We start from the raw sequence: 17,776 nt of genomic DNA on the forward strand, positions 1-17,776 counted from the left end.
GGAACTAATCCTCGGATTTAAATTTATTAGGAGTTTTCGAATAATTGGGTTTTGTCGTCGGCATCCTAGTTTTGCTGCCCACTTCAATTTCAGGAAATGCGACACCATAAACATCTGCAGCCGCCTGCTGTCGCCTAGCGCGTTTTGTTAGCCGTTCGCTGCTATTTTCAATATTCTGCTTTTCCCTGTAATGCGAAGTTGCCTCAGGGAAATCTAAAGATCCAGCACGCACCGCCGCAACATGGAAGCGACTAGCTCGGTGTTCCTCGAGAGTTAAATCTGACAGCGTCAGGTCCGATGTATTGATAGGATAAAAAACCCCTTCTATTTTCACCCAGATCTGCCGCATTGAGAATGGATCATATTTTATGAGAACTTTTTTCGTACCTACAAATGGACCAAGAATAGGATCCCAGTAAAAACGACCTTTAAATTCGATACCATTTGGCTTGATGACCCGCGTTTCTTCAGGCATAAAATGCAATCTGAATTGGTGGGAGTCTGTCACCTGCGGGGGATAAGGAATGCCTCCGCTTGGAGAAAAATAATTTAACCAAACCTTCCTAGGTGAACTCTTCAAGGCTGAGTGAACTGTAGAGTGGTAGAGGGCAACCTCCCTAGCAAACCAGGCGCAGAAATCGGAAAACGTCATCGTTGCTTTTTTTTCGCTATTCAAATTCCGCCTAGCTACTGCATTAGACATAGTAGTGCCTTTTAAGAAATGCACTTTACTCGTCATCATTGTTCCAATAAATCGCTCGACATGGCCTCCATAGTGCTTTCTTCCGATAGGACGATACATTGCATCAATGCCGAATAGATGGCACCCTGCCTGGAGCTTCACGCTTCTGAACTCGGCAGCATTATCCATATAGATAACAGCAGGCACGCCATAGAAAGGGTAGTCATCAACTTGCATCCCCAAACCTTTTACAAAATCGTCTTTTCGTAGAACTGCATGACTTAAGGCGCACGCGACTGAAACTGCAGATGGGGCGTGCAAGCTCAAATAATAACCGAGCAAGACTCTGCTATGCACATCGATGACAACAGTGAGCCAAGGCCTTCCGATTATGTGAATTCGATCGTTGGCCAAAATCAGAATATCTACTAAGGTATGATCAATCTCAACCCAACCTAGAGGTCGTGATGTTGTTAGTTTGCCGGGACGAGGTTGGTGTTTTTGATTCGCAGCATCAGTTCCAAGCTTGATTTTACTTCGTTCATACTCTGTTAGTATAGACTTTATTCTTTTTGTCACCACCTGCCGCGAGGGCGCCGCCAATCCCAATTCAATGCATTGTACTTCCACCTCCTTCCAAACCTTACTGAATGTAACTCCGCGGGTATTATAGATTCGCTTTATAGACTCTATAATTATTTTCTCAATATCGGGTTTTAATAGTGTCGATCCCGATTTTCTTCCTCGCTTATTGGTTAGCATCGAGAGCGATCCAATTGCGCTGTCGTGCATTCTCATCAATTTATACACGTGATTTTTTGTTATATTTAAGCGAGCGGCAGCATTAATGACAGTTAGCGAGCCGTGTTTTAATTGCTCGACTACTTCAAATCTCGTGGCAGCCTTCTCCAGCTCTTCTAGTGTTGCATTGGCCGCCAACCTATTTGACAAGGCAGCGCCCCCTACAGAGTCTGACTGCGTTATAAACTCTATTTCAGTGAGTTTTACTATAGCTAACTCACCACTACTGACAAATAGGACCTCAATAGTCGTCAGATCAATGGCTCTCCGTATGACTGAAAGCTTCCCCTTAGCCACTACACGCATTCCAGGCTCAATATTTACCGGCACTGGCGAGTCCTCTTATAGAGCGTCAATAACTCTATAGTCGAAATCACAGCACATTCAACACCATCGAGAACTATTCATGCATGTATGTAAATTAGCGAGTTTATCCCTTCGGGATAAACTCGCTAATTTACATACACATCTTAAGCAATGGATGAAACCGTACGAGCCGGAACCGGCTTTCGCTGCCCGGTTAGTTGGCAGATAAAACTGGGCGTTGCGAGAGGCAACAAGGGGTGTTTGAAAATGATAAAATCAGCAACTGCCCAGTCTTTTTTATCTTTTTTAAATATCAAACTGTGTAAGCTGTTGTTTGGATTGTATTTTAGTATTTATCTTTTTTTATCATCGGTCACAAAATGCGCTTACCGCATACGCATCCCCCTCTCAATGCCTTTAAAAATGACCAAGACTCTTGGCCTGAAAAGAAAAAGCCGATCATTGACTGAGCCAGCCGACAGTTGAAACCGGTGATTGCTCGCGGTTGCAACTGGCTCACAGTGCGCAAACATTCGAACCGGATACTGGCGATGCTCGTGAAGATCGGCGACTGCGCGAGGCACTGTTCGATCTGAGAGACGCCCTTTTATCGCATCTACAGAAGCAGACACACGAGGCAAACCATTCCTGATCCAAACAGAACCACTCAAGCGATAATTGGCGTCTAAATGAATCGGTCAGCCGACTCCATGTAGGTCGCCAGGTCGATTATTTGTCGAAGGGAAACTATGGTGCTACCGCTGCGCTTGCGGACGCCATTTCGTATCACGAGCTATGTTCGATCCCAATCGCAGTCTCAAGTATTCTGGCCCGGGCCAATACAAGGTCATCAGAATCAACTGTGGATCTTGCTGGGGACGAGTCACTTGAGCAATGGCAATCGTATTTGAGGTAACTGTTATCGAGCGCTATCGATGATTTGACCTCCGTCCGGGGTAAGGCTGTAACCGGTCAGGAATTGTGCATCCCTGCTGGCGAGGAACAGTACGACCGGCGCAATATCCTCCTCAGGTGATCCATAACGGTTAAGTGCGTTGGTTGGCGCGGGCGTACTGGCATCAACCCCCCAAGTGTCAGCGACCGGCATGACGTTGTTAACAGTAATGTTGTCAGCGCCCCACTCCCTTGCTGCCGAGCGAGTAAGAGCACGGACTGCCTCCTTCGCCATGTTGTACGGTGCATAACCTTGCAAGCCAATCACACCTGCCAGCGATGCAAAGTTAATGACACGCCCTTCCCCACTGGCTTTGAGATGTGGGTAGCAGGCTTGCATCGTCCGTAGATAGGCAATCGGCCCCATCTCCAAATTGCGTTGCAGCTGCTCGGTCGACAAGTCGAGAACGGAGGATGAGACCACTGAAGGGTCAAAGGCATTATTCACAAGAATATCGATGCGCCCATATTCAACCACGACCTTTTCCACGGCGACACTGATCTGACTCGGGTCGGACACATCGCAGACTACCCCGAGGGCGGTACCGCCCGCAGCCTGGATCTCAGCGACAACACCGGCCACATTCTCAGCCGTCCTTGAAACAACGGCGACCTTTGCACCTTCTTTTGCAAAGAGCTCTGCGGTAGCGCGACCAATACCACGACCGGCTCCGATGACAATGGCTACTTTTCCGTTTAGTCGGGACATTACGATCTCCAGTTATTTAGAGGTTAATGAATGAGCCGCAGCTACTTGTACGTAAGGTGACGGCACGTCACGAGCGGCATTTTGGGTGACAAAAGAAGTGATCAGCAGCGCGAGACAGATAGCCGCCGGTAAGGCTCCGCTAGGCTTGCGGACATTTAAATGCGCGAACGCTGAGAGCAGTAGGTGATAAAGCATGCCGGCGTAGGCGAGATCACTAAGCGAGACGTTAATGCGTAGAAGGATGGCAACCACGGCCAGGATCTTCACCGCAATGAGCAGCGGCATCAGGGTGGCGGGATATCCAAGGTCGGCGAGTGCTTGACGAACCCATTCCCTTTTGACCAGGTACATCGTCGCCGAAGCCAAATACAACAACGACAGAAGTGTTGTGCTGATCCAGTAAATGTAGATTTCAATCATGAGACTTTTCCTAAGCAGGCATTGATGCGTCGACTTAGGTCTACGATGTCGCCTAATATGAAAAGCTACAAGTAGGATGAAAAAGTGGTGCTTAGTATGGAAAACCAGACTATTGATGACGATCAGATCAACATGCATGAGGAAATGCGCCGTGCATTCGCGCTCCTCTCAGGCAAGTGGAAGCTGGAAATCATGTGGTTGTTGAACCAGCGAATCTATCGCTTCGGAGAACTGCGTAAAGCGATCAGCGGTATCACTCAGCACATGCTGACAGCACAGCTTCGTGAACTTGAAAACGATGGCCTGGTATCGCGAACAGTCTTCGCAGAAGTCCCCCCACGCGTCGAATATGAGATGACGGCAAAAGCCCGTGCGCTAGGGCCAACGATGGAGGCACTCGCGCTATGGTGGAGTGAGTATGGTAAAAGCGTACCGATGAAACCAAGCTCGCGGGGTCGTAAACCTAAAAGCGGTTGAGCCTGAGTGTCTCGCCCGATTGATCTTCGAATCGCTCTGAAGCAGGTATGCGCAAATCGCGACCAATACTGCGTTACCTGCCCTGGTCAATCTACCTCGTCCCTCTACACGGCAAGCACTTCCAATATTTACGTAAGGGGCCATGTGCGCCTTGCACCGGGTCTAGATCTGGAAACGGCAGTTCGTCAATCTTCACCAGTTGCGACTTGCTTGGTGCCGCGCGACAGATGTCCGCGTGCTGTGCCGCCGGGCAAGCGGAGACCACCAGAAAGTCGTCGCTGGAGCTCAAGTTGCACAGACCTGTGCCTGCGGGTAGCAACAATGCATCACCGGCCCTGGCTTGGATTACAAAGCCATCAGGGCCGCCCAGCATCAATCGAGCGTGGCCATTGGCGATGCCAAGCACCTCGTGCCCTTCAGCATGATAATGATGATAACCGTATACCCCGTTACGCCATTGCAGAGGCCAGCCATTAGTGCTGAAAGCTGCCTCAAACTGTGAAGCCAAATCGATGTGCTGACTTGCGATTGCGTTGAGGTATACGAGTACAGGTAGGTTCGGATTGTTGGGAATCCAGCCATTGTGCTCAAGCATCAGAATTTGCATAGCAACAGCTCCTGCTTGTGAGCCGAACATTGCTAGATCTCCGGAGCATGACAACGCTCGCTAGCAGTTAAAGTCATCTGCCGTACCCATTATCGAGCAGGCAGAAACACTCAGGGCTTCGAGCGCTTATTTGAAAAGAAAAAAGCTCCCGGATCGCTCCGGAAGCAAACTGCTGAATACGCAACTGAGGGTGACCAAACCGCATGAGTGCGAGTGCTCTTCTCGGCACGCAAATCATGCCTGCGGATTCAAGCAGGAGGAAACTTGTCGGCAGAGCAACAGGAGCTGATCAGGAGATTTTCATCACTCCTGAACATCCATGAAGTCCCTGGCCCAATTCAAATATGTTTCCGGCAATGTGTAGGTATAGGCCAGCTCGGTTGCGCTTAAGTTTGATGTGCTGCGAGTGAGCTGGCGTTGTTCACGAAGGCAGTCGTAGGTAGCCTTGATGGACGCGAAATATGCGCTATGACCTGCAACGATGATCCGCACTCCTAGCTTCGCTAGCCGTTCGTTATCGTTGAGTTTTGGGTTTCCGTAGGTGACCAACATTAATGGAATAGAGATGTACTCTGCGACCTGCTCAAGATGGGCAACATCTTGTATGCCAACGATACAAATTCCGTCCGCGCCAGCTTGTTCATAAGCACGCATACGGTGAGCGACCTCCTGCACCGATAAAGCTGATGCGTTAGTTCGAGCAATAATCGAAAGCTCCGGATCGACGCGTGCTTCTAGTGCTGCCCGAATTTTCCCTACCCCCTCATTAGTGCTAATGAGGTCTGTTGATCTACAGCCAAATTGAGCCGGAAGAAGAGTGTCCTCAATCGTGAGCGCGGCCACCCCTGCACGCTCCAACTCCTGAACAGTTCGCATGACGTTGAGTGCATTCCCATAACCGTGATCAGCATCAGCGATGACAGGCAACTGCGCCACACGGCCTATCCTGGCCGCCTGCTCGACAAATTCAGTCAAGGTAATCAGTGCGAAGTCTGGCGCGGCTAAAACCTGCAGTGATGCAACTGACCCACCCAGAATGCCCACTTCAAATCCGAGGTCGGCGGCAATGCGTGCTGACATCGGATCAAAGACAGAAGCCGTCTGAAAACAGTTACCGGACGCCAGCAGCACGCGAAATGAACGGCGTAATGCTTGATGGGAAACTCTGGGCACGATCGCTCCTCACTATGGCCTTCATCGTGGGAACGATCAGTGCCAATTCAAAAGTGCGACGAGACTATCACGCAGAAAATTGAGGGTGATGACGTTTCAGAATGGTTCGATGCGCAGATGTCATTACCATTGCTTGAGGGTACGATTTCACGTGATTCGAACCTTGGAGCTTCGATCAACTGGCTGCTTTTCCATGAAGATCGCGGGAGGCGCCTTCGAGTGTTTTCCATAAGCTGCGCATCGTAGGATTCTCATTAGTTATGGAGCAGTAGGAACGTATCTCCAGTCGTGTACTCCATTCATCACCACCCGCTTTCACCAACTGACCTCGCTGAAGCTCGTCAATTACAGCGCTCTGTGGCAACCATGCAACGCCGTATCCCTCTATCGCCATTCGCATCAAAAGCATCGCCATGTCTGCTTCATAGCAGCGCTCCAACACGCTCACAGATGGCCCATTTTTGATGACGATGTCTGCAACGCGTCCTAAGAAAGTGGTGGCCGTGTAGGCCAGGTGTGGAACAGGTTTGGTTGACGTGCCAGGCAAGCGATACAGCGGATGCCCTTTCTTGTCTGGTGCGCACAATGGAATGAAGGCGTCATGTCCCAACGTCAGGCTGCCGAACTTTGCTGGATCTAGAAGTATGGGCGCCAAAGGGTGGTGATAGACGATCATCAGATCGCACCCCCCTTCCTCCAACGCGATGACCGCGTCATGAATGTTCGCGGCGACGACTCGCGCATTAAACTGTTCATTGTGCTGCTGAAACTGAGTTAGCCACTTCGGTAAAAATGTCATCGACAAGCTGTGCCCGGCGGTCACCTGAATGGAGCGCCCTGGCATCCGCTCTACCTCCCGCAGACTCGAACGCAACCTCATTAGTCCCGCCAATGCTTCGCGGCTTTCCTCACAAAATGTGCGACCAGCTGGAGTCAGTTGGACAGGATAGGTACCACGATCCACCAACTCTGCGCCCACCCACTCTTCAAGCGACTTTATGCGCCTCGACAACGCCGACTGGGTCACACAGCGAACCTCGGCAGCCCGAGAGAAATTCTTCCACTCCGCGACCGCTAAAAGATCATCCAGCCATTTGATTTGCATAACCACACCTCATGTCCCGAGTGAGCAGTTTACGGCCCCGGAGTCAGCGCAAAGCAGCGATTTCGAAAACTATTCCAAAAACGCATGAGCCTATCGGGATTACTCATCATGCCCCTGCAAACCCGACCATAGAATCGAAATCGTAGAAGCGAGGCCGAAGAGCTTCGACCGAATGAGACTTGTCTCCTGCCAAGTAAAAAAAGCAAAAAAACCACTTGAGGATAGCTCCGTGAAGAAAAATAAACTTCCGCGTCGGATCGCAATTGGCATCGCCTTAGGCGTGCTTGTCGGTTGGGCGTGCCATCACTTCGCAGGGAGCGAACAAAACGCCAAAGAGATAGCGTCTTACTTCTCGATGGTCACTGACATCTTTTTACGCATGATCAAGATGATCATCGCTCCTCTGGTATTCGCCACCTTGGTCGGCGGAATTGCCAGCATGGGAAACTCTCGCTCCGTTGGCCGCATTGGCCTAAGAGCCATGGTCTGGTTCGTCACCGCTTCGGTGATCTCGCTGGCAATCGGCATGGGCCTGGTGAACCTGTTTCAGCCTGGCGCAGGACTGAACATGGGGGTCGTCCAGCACGCGGCGAGTCCCGTTGTAAACACCGGGGATTTCAGCCTCAAGGTTTTCATCAGCCACGTGTTTCCACGCAGCATCGCTGAAGCAATGGCCAACAACGAAATCCTGCAAATCGTGGTCTTCTCGTTGTTCTTCGGTTTTGCCTTGGCGGGTGTGAAGCGAGCAGGTTACACAACGATAGTCGATGGCATCGAAGAACTGGCCAAGGTGATGTTCAAGGTCACGGACTTTGTCATGGCCTTCGCGCCCATCGGTGTATTTGCAGCCATCGCATCAGCTATCACCACTCAAGGCCTCGGATTGATTGTTGATTACGGCAAGCTAATTGCCGAGTTCTACCTGGGCATTGTGATTCTGTGGTGTGTGTTGTTCGGTGCTGGCTACCTGTTCTTGGGCCGCTCGGTATTTACATTGGGTAAGCTGATTCGCGAACCTGTTCTGTTAGCGTTTTCTACTGCCAGTAGCGAGTCTGCATATCCCAAAACCATGGAGGCACTAGAGAAATTTGGTGCGCCAAAACGCGTTTCCAGCTTCGTTCTACCGCTGGGCTACTCATTCAACCTTGATGGTTCAATGATGTATCAAGCATTCGCCATCATGTTCATTGCCCAAGCCTACAACGTCGACCTGAGCTTCACACAGCAACTGCTAATCCTTCTGACGCTGATGATCACCAGCAAGGGGATGGCAGGTGTAGCGCGAGCATCGGTGGTTGTGGTGGCGGCGACGTTACCCATGTTCAACCTTCCCGAAGCAGGCATTTTGCTGATCCTCGGCATTGATCAATTCCTCGACATGGCCAGAACTGCCACCAACGTGGTTGGCAATAGCATTGCAACTGCAGTGGTTGCCAAATCAGAGGCACATGAAGAGGCTGAAGACGAGCCCGAAAACGCATCTGCAATCCCTACCCAAACTGTAGCCAGCGCTTGAGAGCATAGAGATGAAAGGTAAATCGAAGCCGTCCAGCAAGTCATCGTTTGCTCGCAAATTAGGTATCGTCGGCGGACTTGGATCACTGGCCGGCGGCGATCTTTTCTACAAGTTGGTGAAGTCCAGAGCGGTTTTGGAAGATCAAGGCCGCTACCACTTCCTGTTTGAGCAACACCCCTTCAAGGACGTCCTTATGCCCCTTGATCAGGGCGCCAACATGAGCTCCAGAAAGTTCTACGTGTTCCAGGTTTGCCAGACATTCGAGGCCAGCGAAGTAAACGCAGTATTACTGCCTTGTTTCGCCAGTCACACGTTTCGTGAGGAGATCCAGGAAGAGATAGGAATACCTGTCTTGGACATGATGACGGCATTGCGCAAGCACATCGATCATGTCGCGGAGCCTGGTACCACGTTGGGCATCGTCGCTTCGGACTATGTCAGGCACTCCGGGTTGTTCGAGCGCTATTTTGGCACCGACTTCAAGCTGGTCTATCCCCGTGACACCGAGCAGTCTGGGTTAATGGACGCCATGTATGGTGTCAACGGCATCAAAGATGGACACCTTGATGGTGTGCCAGTGGAGTGCGTGTATCAGGCATGCCTCTCACTTCAGGATCAGGGTGCCACGATAATTCTGCCCGGCATGACTGAGCTCTCATTGGTCTGCGGTGATCTTCAAAGACGTGGCCTGACTGTCCTGGATATCAACGAGATTTATGCGACTTTTGCCACCTTGGAAAAAGGCCAGTCAACCCGCCCGCCATTTAAACTTGGGATAGTAGGCGGAGTTGGGCCGGCGGCAACGGTCGACTTCATGGGTAAGGTCGTGGCACACACACCCGCAGGCCGCGACCAGGAGCACATCAAAATGGTGGTAGAACAAAACCCCCAGATCCCTGATCGCACGGCCAACCTGCTGAATGACGAAACTGATCCAACGATGGCGATGTACGCAACATGCAAGCGGCTGGAAAGCGCTGGCGCCAATGCCATAGCCATTCCTTGTAATACCGCTCATGCATTTGTTGAGCGCATCCAGGCACATCTTCGTGTGCCTATCGTGAATATGTTGACTGAGACAGTAGAGGCAATCGTGCACAGATATGGCGCAGGCAAAACCGTTGGCCTGCTTGCTACTTCCGGCACGATAAAAAGTCAGGTGTATCACGAAGCAGCGCGACGGGCTGGACTTCAAATCATCATCCCTGGCGCGAACTACCAAACGCTGGTGATGGATTCGATCTACGGAGATCACGGAATCAAGGCGGGGTTTACGGAGGGCATTTGTAGGGATCAGTTACTCACCGCCGCAGAGCATCTATGTGAACTGGGTGCAGATGTACTCATCCTGGGGTGCACAGAGCTTCCATTGGTGCTCCAGCATAGCGAATCCTACATGATCAGAAATCATGAGGTTGCATTGGTCGACCCGACAACCATTTTGGCATTGAAGTGCATCGAGCTAGCCCAAGAAAATACAGCAAAGCCAAGTCAGCCAAATGGCCTTTAGAGCTGGAAAACCTGCTCTCAATTCCAATTCCTCATCTAGCAAAAAGGCCCTTTTCGGGCCTTACCGAAAGGTGACCTTGTACCGCCGAGAGCACCGAAGTGGCAGGCCGTGTCCACTGAACTTCAAGGTCTACGCGATACCCTGAGCGCCAAGACTGGCATCCACTTCGACGTTCAACCCAAGCACCTCATAGACCCGAGAAACCACCAGCATCGTCGCCTCCTCAACCGTTCCTTCATTACGGCACAACATCCAACCGTGATCCTTGACCGCTTGCTCGAACATTTCCGTACACGCCACATGCTCTGCGTGCTTCTGGATCACAGTGCCGCCCAGTCCTCGTGATCGGTTAGCAGCTCTGGCCCATGAAATATCCGGATCGGTGACGACGCCGACATGCAGATCTGGCACCCGCACATCTCGCTCCATATTCAATTGAAGAATCTCGGCAAACGGGATGGTTTGGCGAAACGCCGCATCCGAGGGATACCAGCGATCGATCAAGATGATGCTGTCCAGCGGCTGCTTCGTCAGAACGTTCTGGGAGATCCAGCGACGGCTATCCGCAAGGCGCTGACACACAGCCCACTCCAGATCCCGGCAAGGATTTCTCGCCAGAGTGTTAACCAAGGCCATGGTTTCACCCCTGAACGGATCGCTTTTTCTCTCGCAAAGCCGGATGACTTTCTGGTTGCCCGCCCTCAGTACTTGCGTAACGGCCTCCAATAGTGTGGTTTTGCCGGTGCCTTTGGGCCCATCCAGAGAAACGAACAGCGGACGATTCATTGTTCACGCAACAATCAAGACATTGATGCCCACTCTAACCTCATTTCCGGTATTCCATCAGCGCATCCCTGCCCCTTGCTGATACTCCCGCGGCGTGCAGCCAAACTCCCGCCGAAACACCGTGTGCAGATACTGCGCAGATTTAAACCCACAACTGCGCGCAACGTCGGCAATCACTGAATCTGCATCTTTAAGGCCGCTAGTCGCCGCCGCCAATTTAAAACGCAAAATCTCGTCATGCACGCTACAACCACGCTCGCTGCGAAAATGCGCTTCAAGTGACGAACGCGAAACACCAACATAAGCCGCCACCTGCGCTGTTTTAATTCCTTGGCAGGCATATTGGCGAATGAACAACAGCGCCTGCATGACGTACGGATTGCCCAATGGCTGGTGCAAACTCGACACCTGCACGTTCACAGCATCCGGCGGGATCAGGATCTGCGTGCCGGTCGACGGCATGCCGTGCAGCATCTGGTGGAGTAATTGCGCGGCGGTTCGGCCCATGGTTTCCGTGCCCTGAATGACTGAACTCAGCGGGACTCGGGTCAGGCTGCGGGTCAGCGGATCATTGTCGATGCCGATCAAAGCCACCTGCTCCGGCACGGCAATCCCGGCGGTCAGGCAGGCTTGCAGTAACTGGCGCGCGCGGGCGTCGCTGACGGCGATGATGCCGATGGGTTTGGGCAGGCTTTGCAGCCAGGCGATCAGTTGTTCGACGGCGCTGTCCCAGAGCGGCGCGCTGGTGCCCATGCCGCGATAGATTTCGCCGTGCAGGCCGTCGCGTTTCATCAGTTTGCGAAAGGCTTTTTCCCGCTCCTGTGCCCAACGATTGGCTTGCGCTTCCGGCAGGCTGAAGCAGGCAAAGCGCTGCAGTCCTGCCTCGATCAAGTGCGTGTAGGCCAGCGTTATCAGTGCGTTGTTATCGGTGGCGACGTAGGGAATCGCTTTCGGATAGGCGCGTTTATCCTCGTACGAGCCCCCTACCGCTACCACCGGCATCTGGATATCGGCCAGTGCCTCGCCAATCAGCGGATCGTCGAAGTCGGCGATGATCCCGTCGCCCTGCCAGCGCTCGATGCCTTTCAAACGACAGAGAAAGTCCTCTTCGAGAAACAGGTCCCAGGAGGCGCGGGTGCTGCTCAGGTAGTTGCCGATGCCGCTGATGATGCCACGGTCGTAGATCTTGCTGCCGTTGAACAACAGGGCGATGCGGTGAACAGGCGGTACGGTTTTCATTGTTTTCAGGCTTGTTCGAGGCCCCCTTCTCAAGGAGACGGTTTGCACAGACTAGGCGCGTGGCCGAAGAAGCTCAATACGCAAAATCGCACCCCGTGTTGATGTTTTTCATAATCAGCGGGTACAGGGCCGTTGCTAGTATCGAGACACCGCCAAGAACAACAAGGACAAGGTCCATGCAGTATTTCCCCGATGTCGATGCGATTCGCTACGAAGGCCCAGACAGCGATTCTCCCCTCTCCTTTCGTCACTACGACGCCGACAAACTCATCCTCGGCAAACCCATGCGCGAACACCTGCGCATGGCCGCCTGTTACTGGCACACGTTCGTCTGGCCGGGTTCCGATGTGTTCGGTGCGGGGACGTTCAAGCGCCCTTGGCAACATGCCGGCGACCCGATGGAACTGGCCATCGGCAAAGCAGCCGCCGCCTTCGAGTTTTTCTCCAAACTGGGTATCGACTATTACTGCTTCCATGACACCGATGTCGCTCCGGAAGGCAGCTCTCTGAAGGAGTACCGCAACCACTTCGCGCAGATGGTTGACCACCTCGAGCAACACCAGGAAGCCAGCGGTATCAAGCTGCTGTGGGGCACCGCCAATTGCTTCAGCAACCCGCGTTTCGCTGCCGGCGCCGCGAGCAACCCCGATCCCGAAGTGTTCGCCTGCGCCGCTGCCCAGGTGTTCAGCGCCATGAACGCGACCCATCGCCTGAAAGGCGCCAACTACGTGTTGTGGGGCGGTCGCGAAGGCTACGAAACCCTGCTCAACACGGACTTGAAACGTGAGCGCGAACAGCTGGGCCGCTTTATGCGCATGGTGGTCGAGCACAAACACAAGATCGGCTTCACCGGTGATCTGCTGATCGAACCCAAGCCGCAGGAGCCGACCAAGCATCAATACGATTACGACAGCGCCACCGTGTTCGGCTTTCTCCAGCAGTTCGGGCTGGAGCACGAAATCAAGGTCAACATCGAGGCCAACCACGCGACACTGGCCGGTCATAGCTTTCATCACGAGATTGCGACGGCGGTCTCGCTGGGGATTTTCGGCAGCATCGACGCCAACCGTGGCGATCCGCAAAACGGCTGGGACACCGATCAATTCCCTAACAGCGTCGAAGAAATGACCTTGGCCACCTATGAAATCCTCAAGGCTGGCGGCTTCAAGAATGGCGGTTTCAACTTCGACTCCAAGGTTCGCCGGCAAAGCCTTGATCAGATTGATCTGTTCCATGGCCACGTCGGTGCTATGGACGTTCTCGCCCTGTCCCTGGAGCGCGCAGCGGCCATGGTGCAGAACGACGAACTGCAACGGCTCAAGGATCAACGCTACGCCGGTTGGCAGCAGCCGTTCGGGCAGGCGGTGATGGCGGGTGACTTCAACCTTGAGTCGTTGGCCGAGCACGCGTTCACCAACGAGTTGAACCCGCAAGCGGTCAGCGGCCGCCAGGAAATGCTCGAAAACGTCGTCAACCGCTTTATCTATCGCTGATCACACAGGGAGTCTGCGGGCGCATCGACGCGGTGACATTTCTACGACAAATCTGTGCCTGCGGCGCCGGCGGATTCTCTACAGTTTTACCAGCCCGATACTCATCGTCAGGCCGTGTCTTTCCAACAAAAATAAAAGGACGCCCCACTATGAAGAACGTAAAACGCACGCTATTGGCCACTGCCCTGGCGCTGCTGTCACTGCCGGTGATGGCTGATGCTGCCCACCCGAAAATCGGTTTCTCCATTGATGACCTGCGCCTGGAACGCTGGTCGCGTGACCGTGATTACTTCGTCGCGGCAGCGGAAAAAATGGATGCCAAGGTCTTCGTGCAGTCGGCCGATGCCAACGAACAGAAGCAGATTTCCCAGATCGAAAACCTCATCTCCCGGGGCGTCGATGTCATCGTCATCGTCCCGTTCAACGCCACGGTGCTGACCAACGCGGTGGCCGAAGCGAAGAAAGCCGGGATCAAAGTCGTCTCCTACGATCGGCTGATCCTCAACGCCGATGTCGACGCCTACATTTCCTTCGATAACGAAAAAGTCGGCGAAATGCAAGCCAGCGGTGTGCTGAAAGCGGCGCCCAAGGGTAATTACTTTTTGCTCGGTGGTGCGCCCACCGACAACAACGCCAAAATCCTCCGCGAAGGCCAGATGAAAGTGCTGCAACCGGCCATCGACAAGGGCGATATCAAGATCGTCGGCCAACAGTGGGTGAAGGAATGGAACCCGACCGAAGCGCTGAGCATTGTTGAAAACGCCCTGACCCGTAACGACAACAAAATCGACGGCATCGTCGCTTCCAACGACGCCACGGCCGGCGGAGCCATTCAGGCACTGGCGGCGCAGCAACTGGCCGGCAAGGTGCCGATTTCCGGACAGGATGCTGACCTTGCCGCAGTCAAACGTGTGATCGCCGGCACGCAAACCATGACCGTGTACAAGCCACTGAAACTCATCGCCACCGAAGCGGCGAAGCTCTCGGTACAACTGGCACGCAACGAAAAACCCGCCTTCAGTTCGCAGTACGACAACGGCAGCAAAAAGGTCGACACCATCCTGCTCACGCCAACCCCGCTGACCAAGGACAACATCGACCTGCTCGAACAGGACGGCTTCTACACCAAGGCGCAAATCGCCGGGAAGTGATCTCCGGTAATGCGAAAACCCTTGTGGGAGCGAGCCTGCTCGCGAAGGCGTTGTGTCAGTCAACGAAGCATTGTCTGAACCGACGCTTTCGCGAGCAAGCTCACTCCCACAGGTTTCGTGGTGTGTGAGTCTTTGATATACGAGCCCTGTCCATGTCCGACTATCTGCTGCAAATGAACGGCATCGTCAAAACCTTCGGCGGTGTCAAAGCCCTCAACGGCATCGACATCAAGGTCAGGCCCGGCGAGTGCGTTGGCCTGTGCGGCGAGAATGGCGCCGGCAAATCCACGCTGATGAAAATCCTTTCGGCGGTCTACCCTCACGGCACCTGGGACGGTGAAATCCTCTGGGACGGGCAACCGCTCAGGGCGCAATCGATCAGTGAAACGGAAGCCGCCGGTATCGTCATCATTCACCAGGAGCTGACGCTGGTGCCCGACCTGTCGGTGGCCGAAAACATTTTCATGGGCCATGAACTGACGCTGCCCGGCGGACGCATGAATTACCCGGCGATGATCCACCGCGCCGAAGCGCTGATGCGCGAATTGAAAGTCCCCGACATGAACGTAGCGCTGCCGGTGTCGCAGTACGGCGGCGGCTATCAGCAACTGGTGGAAATCGCCAAGGCCCTCAATAAAAAGGCCCGACTGCTGATCCTCGACGAGCCTTCATCAGCCTTGAGCCGTTCGGAAATCGAGGTGTTGCTGGACATCATCCGCGACCTCAAAGCCAAAGGCGTTGCCTGCGTCTACATCTCGCACAAGCTCGATGAAGTGGCCGCTGTGTGCGACACCATTTCGGTGATCCGCGACGGCAAACACATCGCTACCACCGCCATGGCCGACATGGACATTGCGCAGATCATCACGCAGATGGTCGGCCGCGAAATGAGCAACCTCTACCCCAGTGAGCCGCACGACATCGGCGAAGTGATTTTCGAGGCCCGGCACATCACCTGCTACGACGTCGACAATCCCAAGCGCAAACGGGTCGACGATATTTCCTTCGTCCTCAAACGCGGCGAGATCCTCGGCATCGCTGGGCTGGTCGGTGCCGGCCGGACCGAACTGGTGACCGCGCTGTTCGGCGCTTACCCCGGCCGCTATGAGGGCGAAGTATGGCTCGACGGGCAAGCCATCGACACGCGCACGCCGCTCAAGTCTATCCGCGCCGGCCTGTGCCTGGTGCCGGAAGACCGCAAGCGCCAGGGCATCATTCCGGATCTGGGCGTCGGCCAGAACATCACCCTCGCCGTGCTGGACAACTACTCGAAACTGACCCGCATCGATGCCGAAGCCGAACTGGGCAGCATCGATCGGGAAATCTCGCGCCTGCATCTCAAAACCGCCAGCCCGTTCCTGCCGATCACCAGCCTGTCGGGTGGCAATCAACAAAAAGCCGTGCTGGCGAAGATGCTGCTGGCCAAACCCCGGGTGTTGATTCTCGACGAGCCGACCCGAGGCGTGGACGTCGGCGCCAAATACGAAATCTACAAGTTGATGGGCGCGCTGGCCGCCGCCGGCGTGTCGATCATCATGGTCTCGTCGGAACTGGCCGAAGTGCTCGGCGTTTCCGACCGCGTGCTGGTGATCGGCGAAGGTCAGTTACGCGGCGACTTCGTCAACCATGAATTGACGCAGGAACAAGTGCTCGCCGCCGCCCTTAGCCAGTCTGGCAGCCATAACAATAATGATCGGAAATCCGCGTAAATGAATCAGGTCAAACAACTGTTCACTCGCTACAAAATGCTCGCGCTGGTGTTTGCCGTGGTGCTGATCTGGCTGTTCTTCAGCTGGCAGACCGAGGGCGGTTTTCTGACCCCGCGCAACCTGTCCAATCTGCTGCGGCAGATGTCGATTACCGGCATTCTTGCCTGCGGCATGGTGCTGGTGATTATCAGCGGCGAGATCGATTTGTCGGTCGGCTCGTTGCTCGGTCTGCTCGGGGGGCTCGCGGCGATTCTCGATGTGGTCTACCACATTCCGCTGTTGGCGAACCTGAGTCTGGTCGCCCTGTGTGGCCTGATGATTGGCCTCGCCAACGGCTACATGACGGCTTACCTGCGCATCCCCTCGTTCATCGTCGGTCTGGGCGGCATGCTGGCTTTTCGCGGGATTCTGCTGGGGATTACCGGCGGCACGACCATCGCGCCGGTATCGCCGGAGCTGGTTTACATTGGCCAGGGTTATCTGCCCCACGCGATCGGCACTGGCCTGGGCATTCTGTTGTTCGCCCTGACCGTGTTCCTCACCTGGAAACAACGGCGTAATCGCGCTCTTCACGGCCTCGCGGCGCATTCGTTAGTGCGCGACGTCATCCGCGTGTTGGTGATCGGCGCCGTGCTCGCCGGTTTCGTGCAGACGCTGAACAGCTATGACGGCATCCCCGTGCCGGTCCTGCTGTTGCTGATTCTGCTGGGCGTGTTCAGCTACGTGACCAGTCAGACCGTGTTCGGCCGCCGCGTCTATGCCGTGGGCAGCAATATGGAAGCGACGCGCCTGTCCGGGATCAATGTGCAGGCGGTGAAGCTCTGGATTTTCGGGGTCATGGGCGTGATGTGCGCCCTCGCCGGCGTGGTCAACACCGCGCGCCTGGCCGCCGGTTCGCCTTCGGCCGGCAGCATGGGCGAACTCGACGCCATCGCCGCGTGCTTTATCGGCGGTACTTCCATGCGCGGCGGCTCCGGCACGGTGTACGGCGCCCTCCTCGGCGCGCTGGTCATCACCAGTCTGGACAACGGCATGTCGATGCTCGATGTCGACAGCTACTGGCAGATGATCGTCAAGGGCAGCATTCTGGTGTTGGCGGTTTGGGTGGATGTGAGTACGCGGACCGGGCGCCGTTGAG

Annotated in this window: 15 protein-coding genes; 7 read left to right on the top strand and 8 right to left on the bottom strand. The window is 54.3% G+C overall.

Translation table 11 applies throughout. From position 1 onward, the window contains the following. Window positions 1–4 precede the first annotated feature (4 nt). From ACM6JQ_RS16780 to ACM6JQ_RS16790, 3 genes are all read right to left on the bottom strand, one after another. Entirely contained in the window at window positions 5–1,813 is a 1,809-nt protein-coding gene (locus ACM6JQ_RS16780; RefSeq protein ID WP_414894260.1) for a transposase, read from the bottom strand. A gap of 895 nt (window positions 1,814–2,708) precedes the next feature. Further along, the gene (locus tag ACM6JQ_RS16785; protein WP_102899789.1) at window positions 2,709–3,452 is read right to left on the bottom strand and encodes an SDR family NAD(P)-dependent oxidoreductase; all 744 of its coding nucleotides are present in this window, start codon (window positions 3,450–3,452) and stop codon (window positions 2,709–2,711) included. A gap of 12 nt (window positions 3,453–3,464) precedes the next feature. Next, entirely contained in the window at window positions 3,465–3,872 is a 408-nt protein-coding gene (locus ACM6JQ_RS16790) for a DoxX family protein (protein WP_102899788.1), read from the bottom strand. Between the two features lie 96 nt (window positions 3,873–3,968). Here ACM6JQ_RS16790 and ACM6JQ_RS16795 point away from each other — a divergent pair, with 96 nt between their 5' ends. After that, window positions 3,969–4,349 carry a winged helix-turn-helix transcriptional regulator gene (locus ACM6JQ_RS16795; protein ID WP_090455787.1) on the top strand — a complete coding sequence of 127 codons (381 nt, stop codon included), beginning with the start codon at window positions 3,969–3,971 and terminating at the stop codon, window positions 4,347–4,349. 91 nt (window positions 4,350–4,440) lie between these two features. Here the strand turns inward: ACM6JQ_RS16795 and ACM6JQ_RS16800 are convergent, their stop codons facing one another. The 3 genes from ACM6JQ_RS16800 to ACM6JQ_RS16810 form a co-directional block, all read right to left on the bottom strand. After that, the gene (locus tag ACM6JQ_RS16800; protein ID WP_258014136.1) at window positions 4,441–4,956 is read right to left on the bottom strand and encodes a cupin domain-containing protein; all 516 of its coding nucleotides are present in this window, start codon (window positions 4,954–4,956) and stop codon (window positions 4,441–4,443) included. A 303-nt stretch (window positions 4,957–5,259) separates the two neighbouring features. Beyond that, window positions 5,260–6,129 (bottom strand): isocitrate lyase/PEP mutase family protein, encoded by an 870-nt coding sequence (locus ACM6JQ_RS16805; RefSeq protein ID WP_102899786.1) that lies wholly within the window; start codon window positions 6,127–6,129, stop codon window positions 5,260–5,262. A gap of 175 nt (window positions 6,130–6,304) precedes the next feature. Next, window positions 6,305–7,234: a LysR substrate-binding domain-containing protein gene (locus ACM6JQ_RS16810; protein WP_102899785.1), complete on the bottom strand. Its 930-nt coding sequence runs from the start codon at window positions 7,232–7,234 to the stop codon at window positions 6,305–6,307. A gap of 229 nt (window positions 7,235–7,463) precedes the next feature. Between ACM6JQ_RS16810 and ACM6JQ_RS16815 the strand changes: the two genes are divergently transcribed. Both ACM6JQ_RS16815 and ACM6JQ_RS16820 read left to right on the top strand, forming a co-directional pair. Beyond that, window positions 7,464–8,750 (top strand): dicarboxylate/amino acid:cation symporter, encoded by a 1,287-nt coding sequence (locus ACM6JQ_RS16815; RefSeq protein WP_110718693.1) that lies wholly within the window; start codon window positions 7,464–7,466, stop codon window positions 8,748–8,750. Window positions 8,751–8,760: 10 nt separating this feature from the next. Continuing rightward, window positions 8,761–10,260 (top strand): amino acid racemase, encoded by a 1,500-nt coding sequence (locus ACM6JQ_RS16820; RefSeq protein ID WP_102899784.1) that lies wholly within the window; start codon window positions 8,761–8,763, stop codon window positions 10,258–10,260. Between the two features lie 129 nt (window positions 10,261–10,389). On the opposite strand, the gene ACM6JQ_RS16825 is transcribed toward ACM6JQ_RS16820, so the two are convergent. Together ACM6JQ_RS16825 and ACM6JQ_RS16830 are read right to left on the bottom strand one after the other, a co-directional pair. Then, on the bottom strand, window positions 10,390–11,046 hold the full coding sequence (locus ACM6JQ_RS16825) for a dTMP kinase (protein ID WP_007913190.1): 657 nt from the start codon (window positions 11,044–11,046) through the stop codon (window positions 10,390–10,392). A 57-nt stretch (window positions 11,047–11,103) separates the two neighbouring features. After that, a complete protein-coding gene (locus ACM6JQ_RS16830; RefSeq protein WP_414894261.1) occupies window positions 11,104–12,285 on the bottom strand; it encodes a XylR family transcriptional regulator in 1,182 nt (393 codons plus the stop codon). 176 nt (window positions 12,286–12,461) lie between these two features. On the opposite strand from ACM6JQ_RS16830, the gene xylA reads away from it, so the two are divergent. From xylA to ACM6JQ_RS16850, 4 genes are all read left to right on the top strand, one after another. Beyond that, window positions 12,462–13,778 (top strand): xylose isomerase, encoded by a 1,317-nt coding sequence (xylA, locus tag ACM6JQ_RS16835; RefSeq protein WP_007913192.1) that lies wholly within the window; start codon window positions 12,462–12,464, stop codon window positions 13,776–13,778. Window positions 13,779–13,927: 149 nt separating this feature from the next. Continuing rightward, on the top strand, window positions 13,928–14,929 hold the full coding sequence (gene xylF, locus ACM6JQ_RS16840) for a D-xylose ABC transporter substrate-binding protein (protein ID WP_038361368.1): 1,002 nt from the start codon (window positions 13,928–13,930) through the stop codon (window positions 14,927–14,929). A gap of 152 nt (window positions 14,930–15,081) precedes the next feature. Continuing rightward, complete coding sequence (gene xylG / locus ACM6JQ_RS16845; RefSeq protein ID WP_414894262.1) at window positions 15,082–16,638, top strand: D-xylose ABC transporter ATP-binding protein; 1,557 nt, start codon at window positions 15,082–15,084, stop codon at window positions 16,636–16,638. After that, window positions 16,639–17,775: a sugar ABC transporter permease gene (locus tag ACM6JQ_RS16850; protein WP_414894263.1), complete on the top strand. Its 1,137-nt coding sequence runs from the start codon at window positions 16,639–16,641 to the stop codon at window positions 17,773–17,775. Window position 17,776: the final 1 nt, after the last annotated feature.

The sequence above is a fragment of the Pseudomonas sp. IT-232MI5 genome, from assembly GCF_949767845.1.
Classification (GTDB): Bacteria; Pseudomonadota; Gammaproteobacteria; order Pseudomonadales; family Pseudomonadaceae; genus Aquipseudomonas.

Bases quoted from the DNA above. Each gene is read 5' to 3' on its own strand.
- ACM6JQ_RS16785 (WP_102899789.1), bottom strand. From the start codon at position 3,452: ATGTCCCGACTAAACGGAAAAGTAGCCATTGTCATCGGAGCCGGTCGT.
- ACM6JQ_RS16790 (WP_102899788.1), bottom strand. From the start codon at position 3,872: ATGATTGAAATCTACATTTACTGGATCAGCACAACACTTCTGTCGTTG.
- ACM6JQ_RS16795 (WP_090455787.1), top strand. From the start codon at position 3,969: ATGGAAAACCAGACTATTGATGACGATCAGATCAACATGCATGAGGAA.
- ACM6JQ_RS16800 (WP_258014136.1), bottom strand. From the start codon at position 4,956: ATGCAAATTCTGATGCTTGAGCACAATGGCTGGATTCCCAACAATCCG.
- ACM6JQ_RS16810 (WP_102899785.1), bottom strand. From the start codon at position 7,234: ATGCAAATCAAATGGCTGGATGATCTTTTAGCGGTCGCGGAGTGGAAG.
- ACM6JQ_RS16820 (WP_102899784.1), top strand. From the start codon at position 8,761: ATGAAAGGTAAATCGAAGCCGTCCAGCAAGTCATCGTTTGCTCGCAAA.
- ACM6JQ_RS16825 (WP_007913190.1), bottom strand. From the start codon at position 11,046: ATGAATCGTCCGCTGTTCGTTTCTCTGGATGGGCCCAAAGGCACCGGC.
- ACM6JQ_RS16830 (WP_414894261.1), bottom strand. From the start codon at position 12,285: ATGAAAACCGTACCGCCTGTTCACCGCATCGCCCTGTTGTTCAACGGC.
- xylA (WP_007913192.1), top strand. From the start codon at position 12,462: ATGCAGTATTTCCCCGATGTCGATGCGATTCGCTACGAAGGCCCAGAC.
- xylF (WP_038361368.1), top strand. From the start codon at position 13,928: ATGAAGAACGTAAAACGCACGCTATTGGCCACTGCCCTGGCGCTGCTG.
- xylG (WP_414894262.1), top strand. From the start codon at position 15,082: ATGTCCGACTATCTGCTGCAAATGAACGGCATCGTCAAAACCTTCGGC.
- ACM6JQ_RS16850 (WP_414894263.1), top strand. From the start codon at position 16,639: ATGAATCAGGTCAAACAACTGTTCACTCGCTACAAAATGCTCGCGCTG.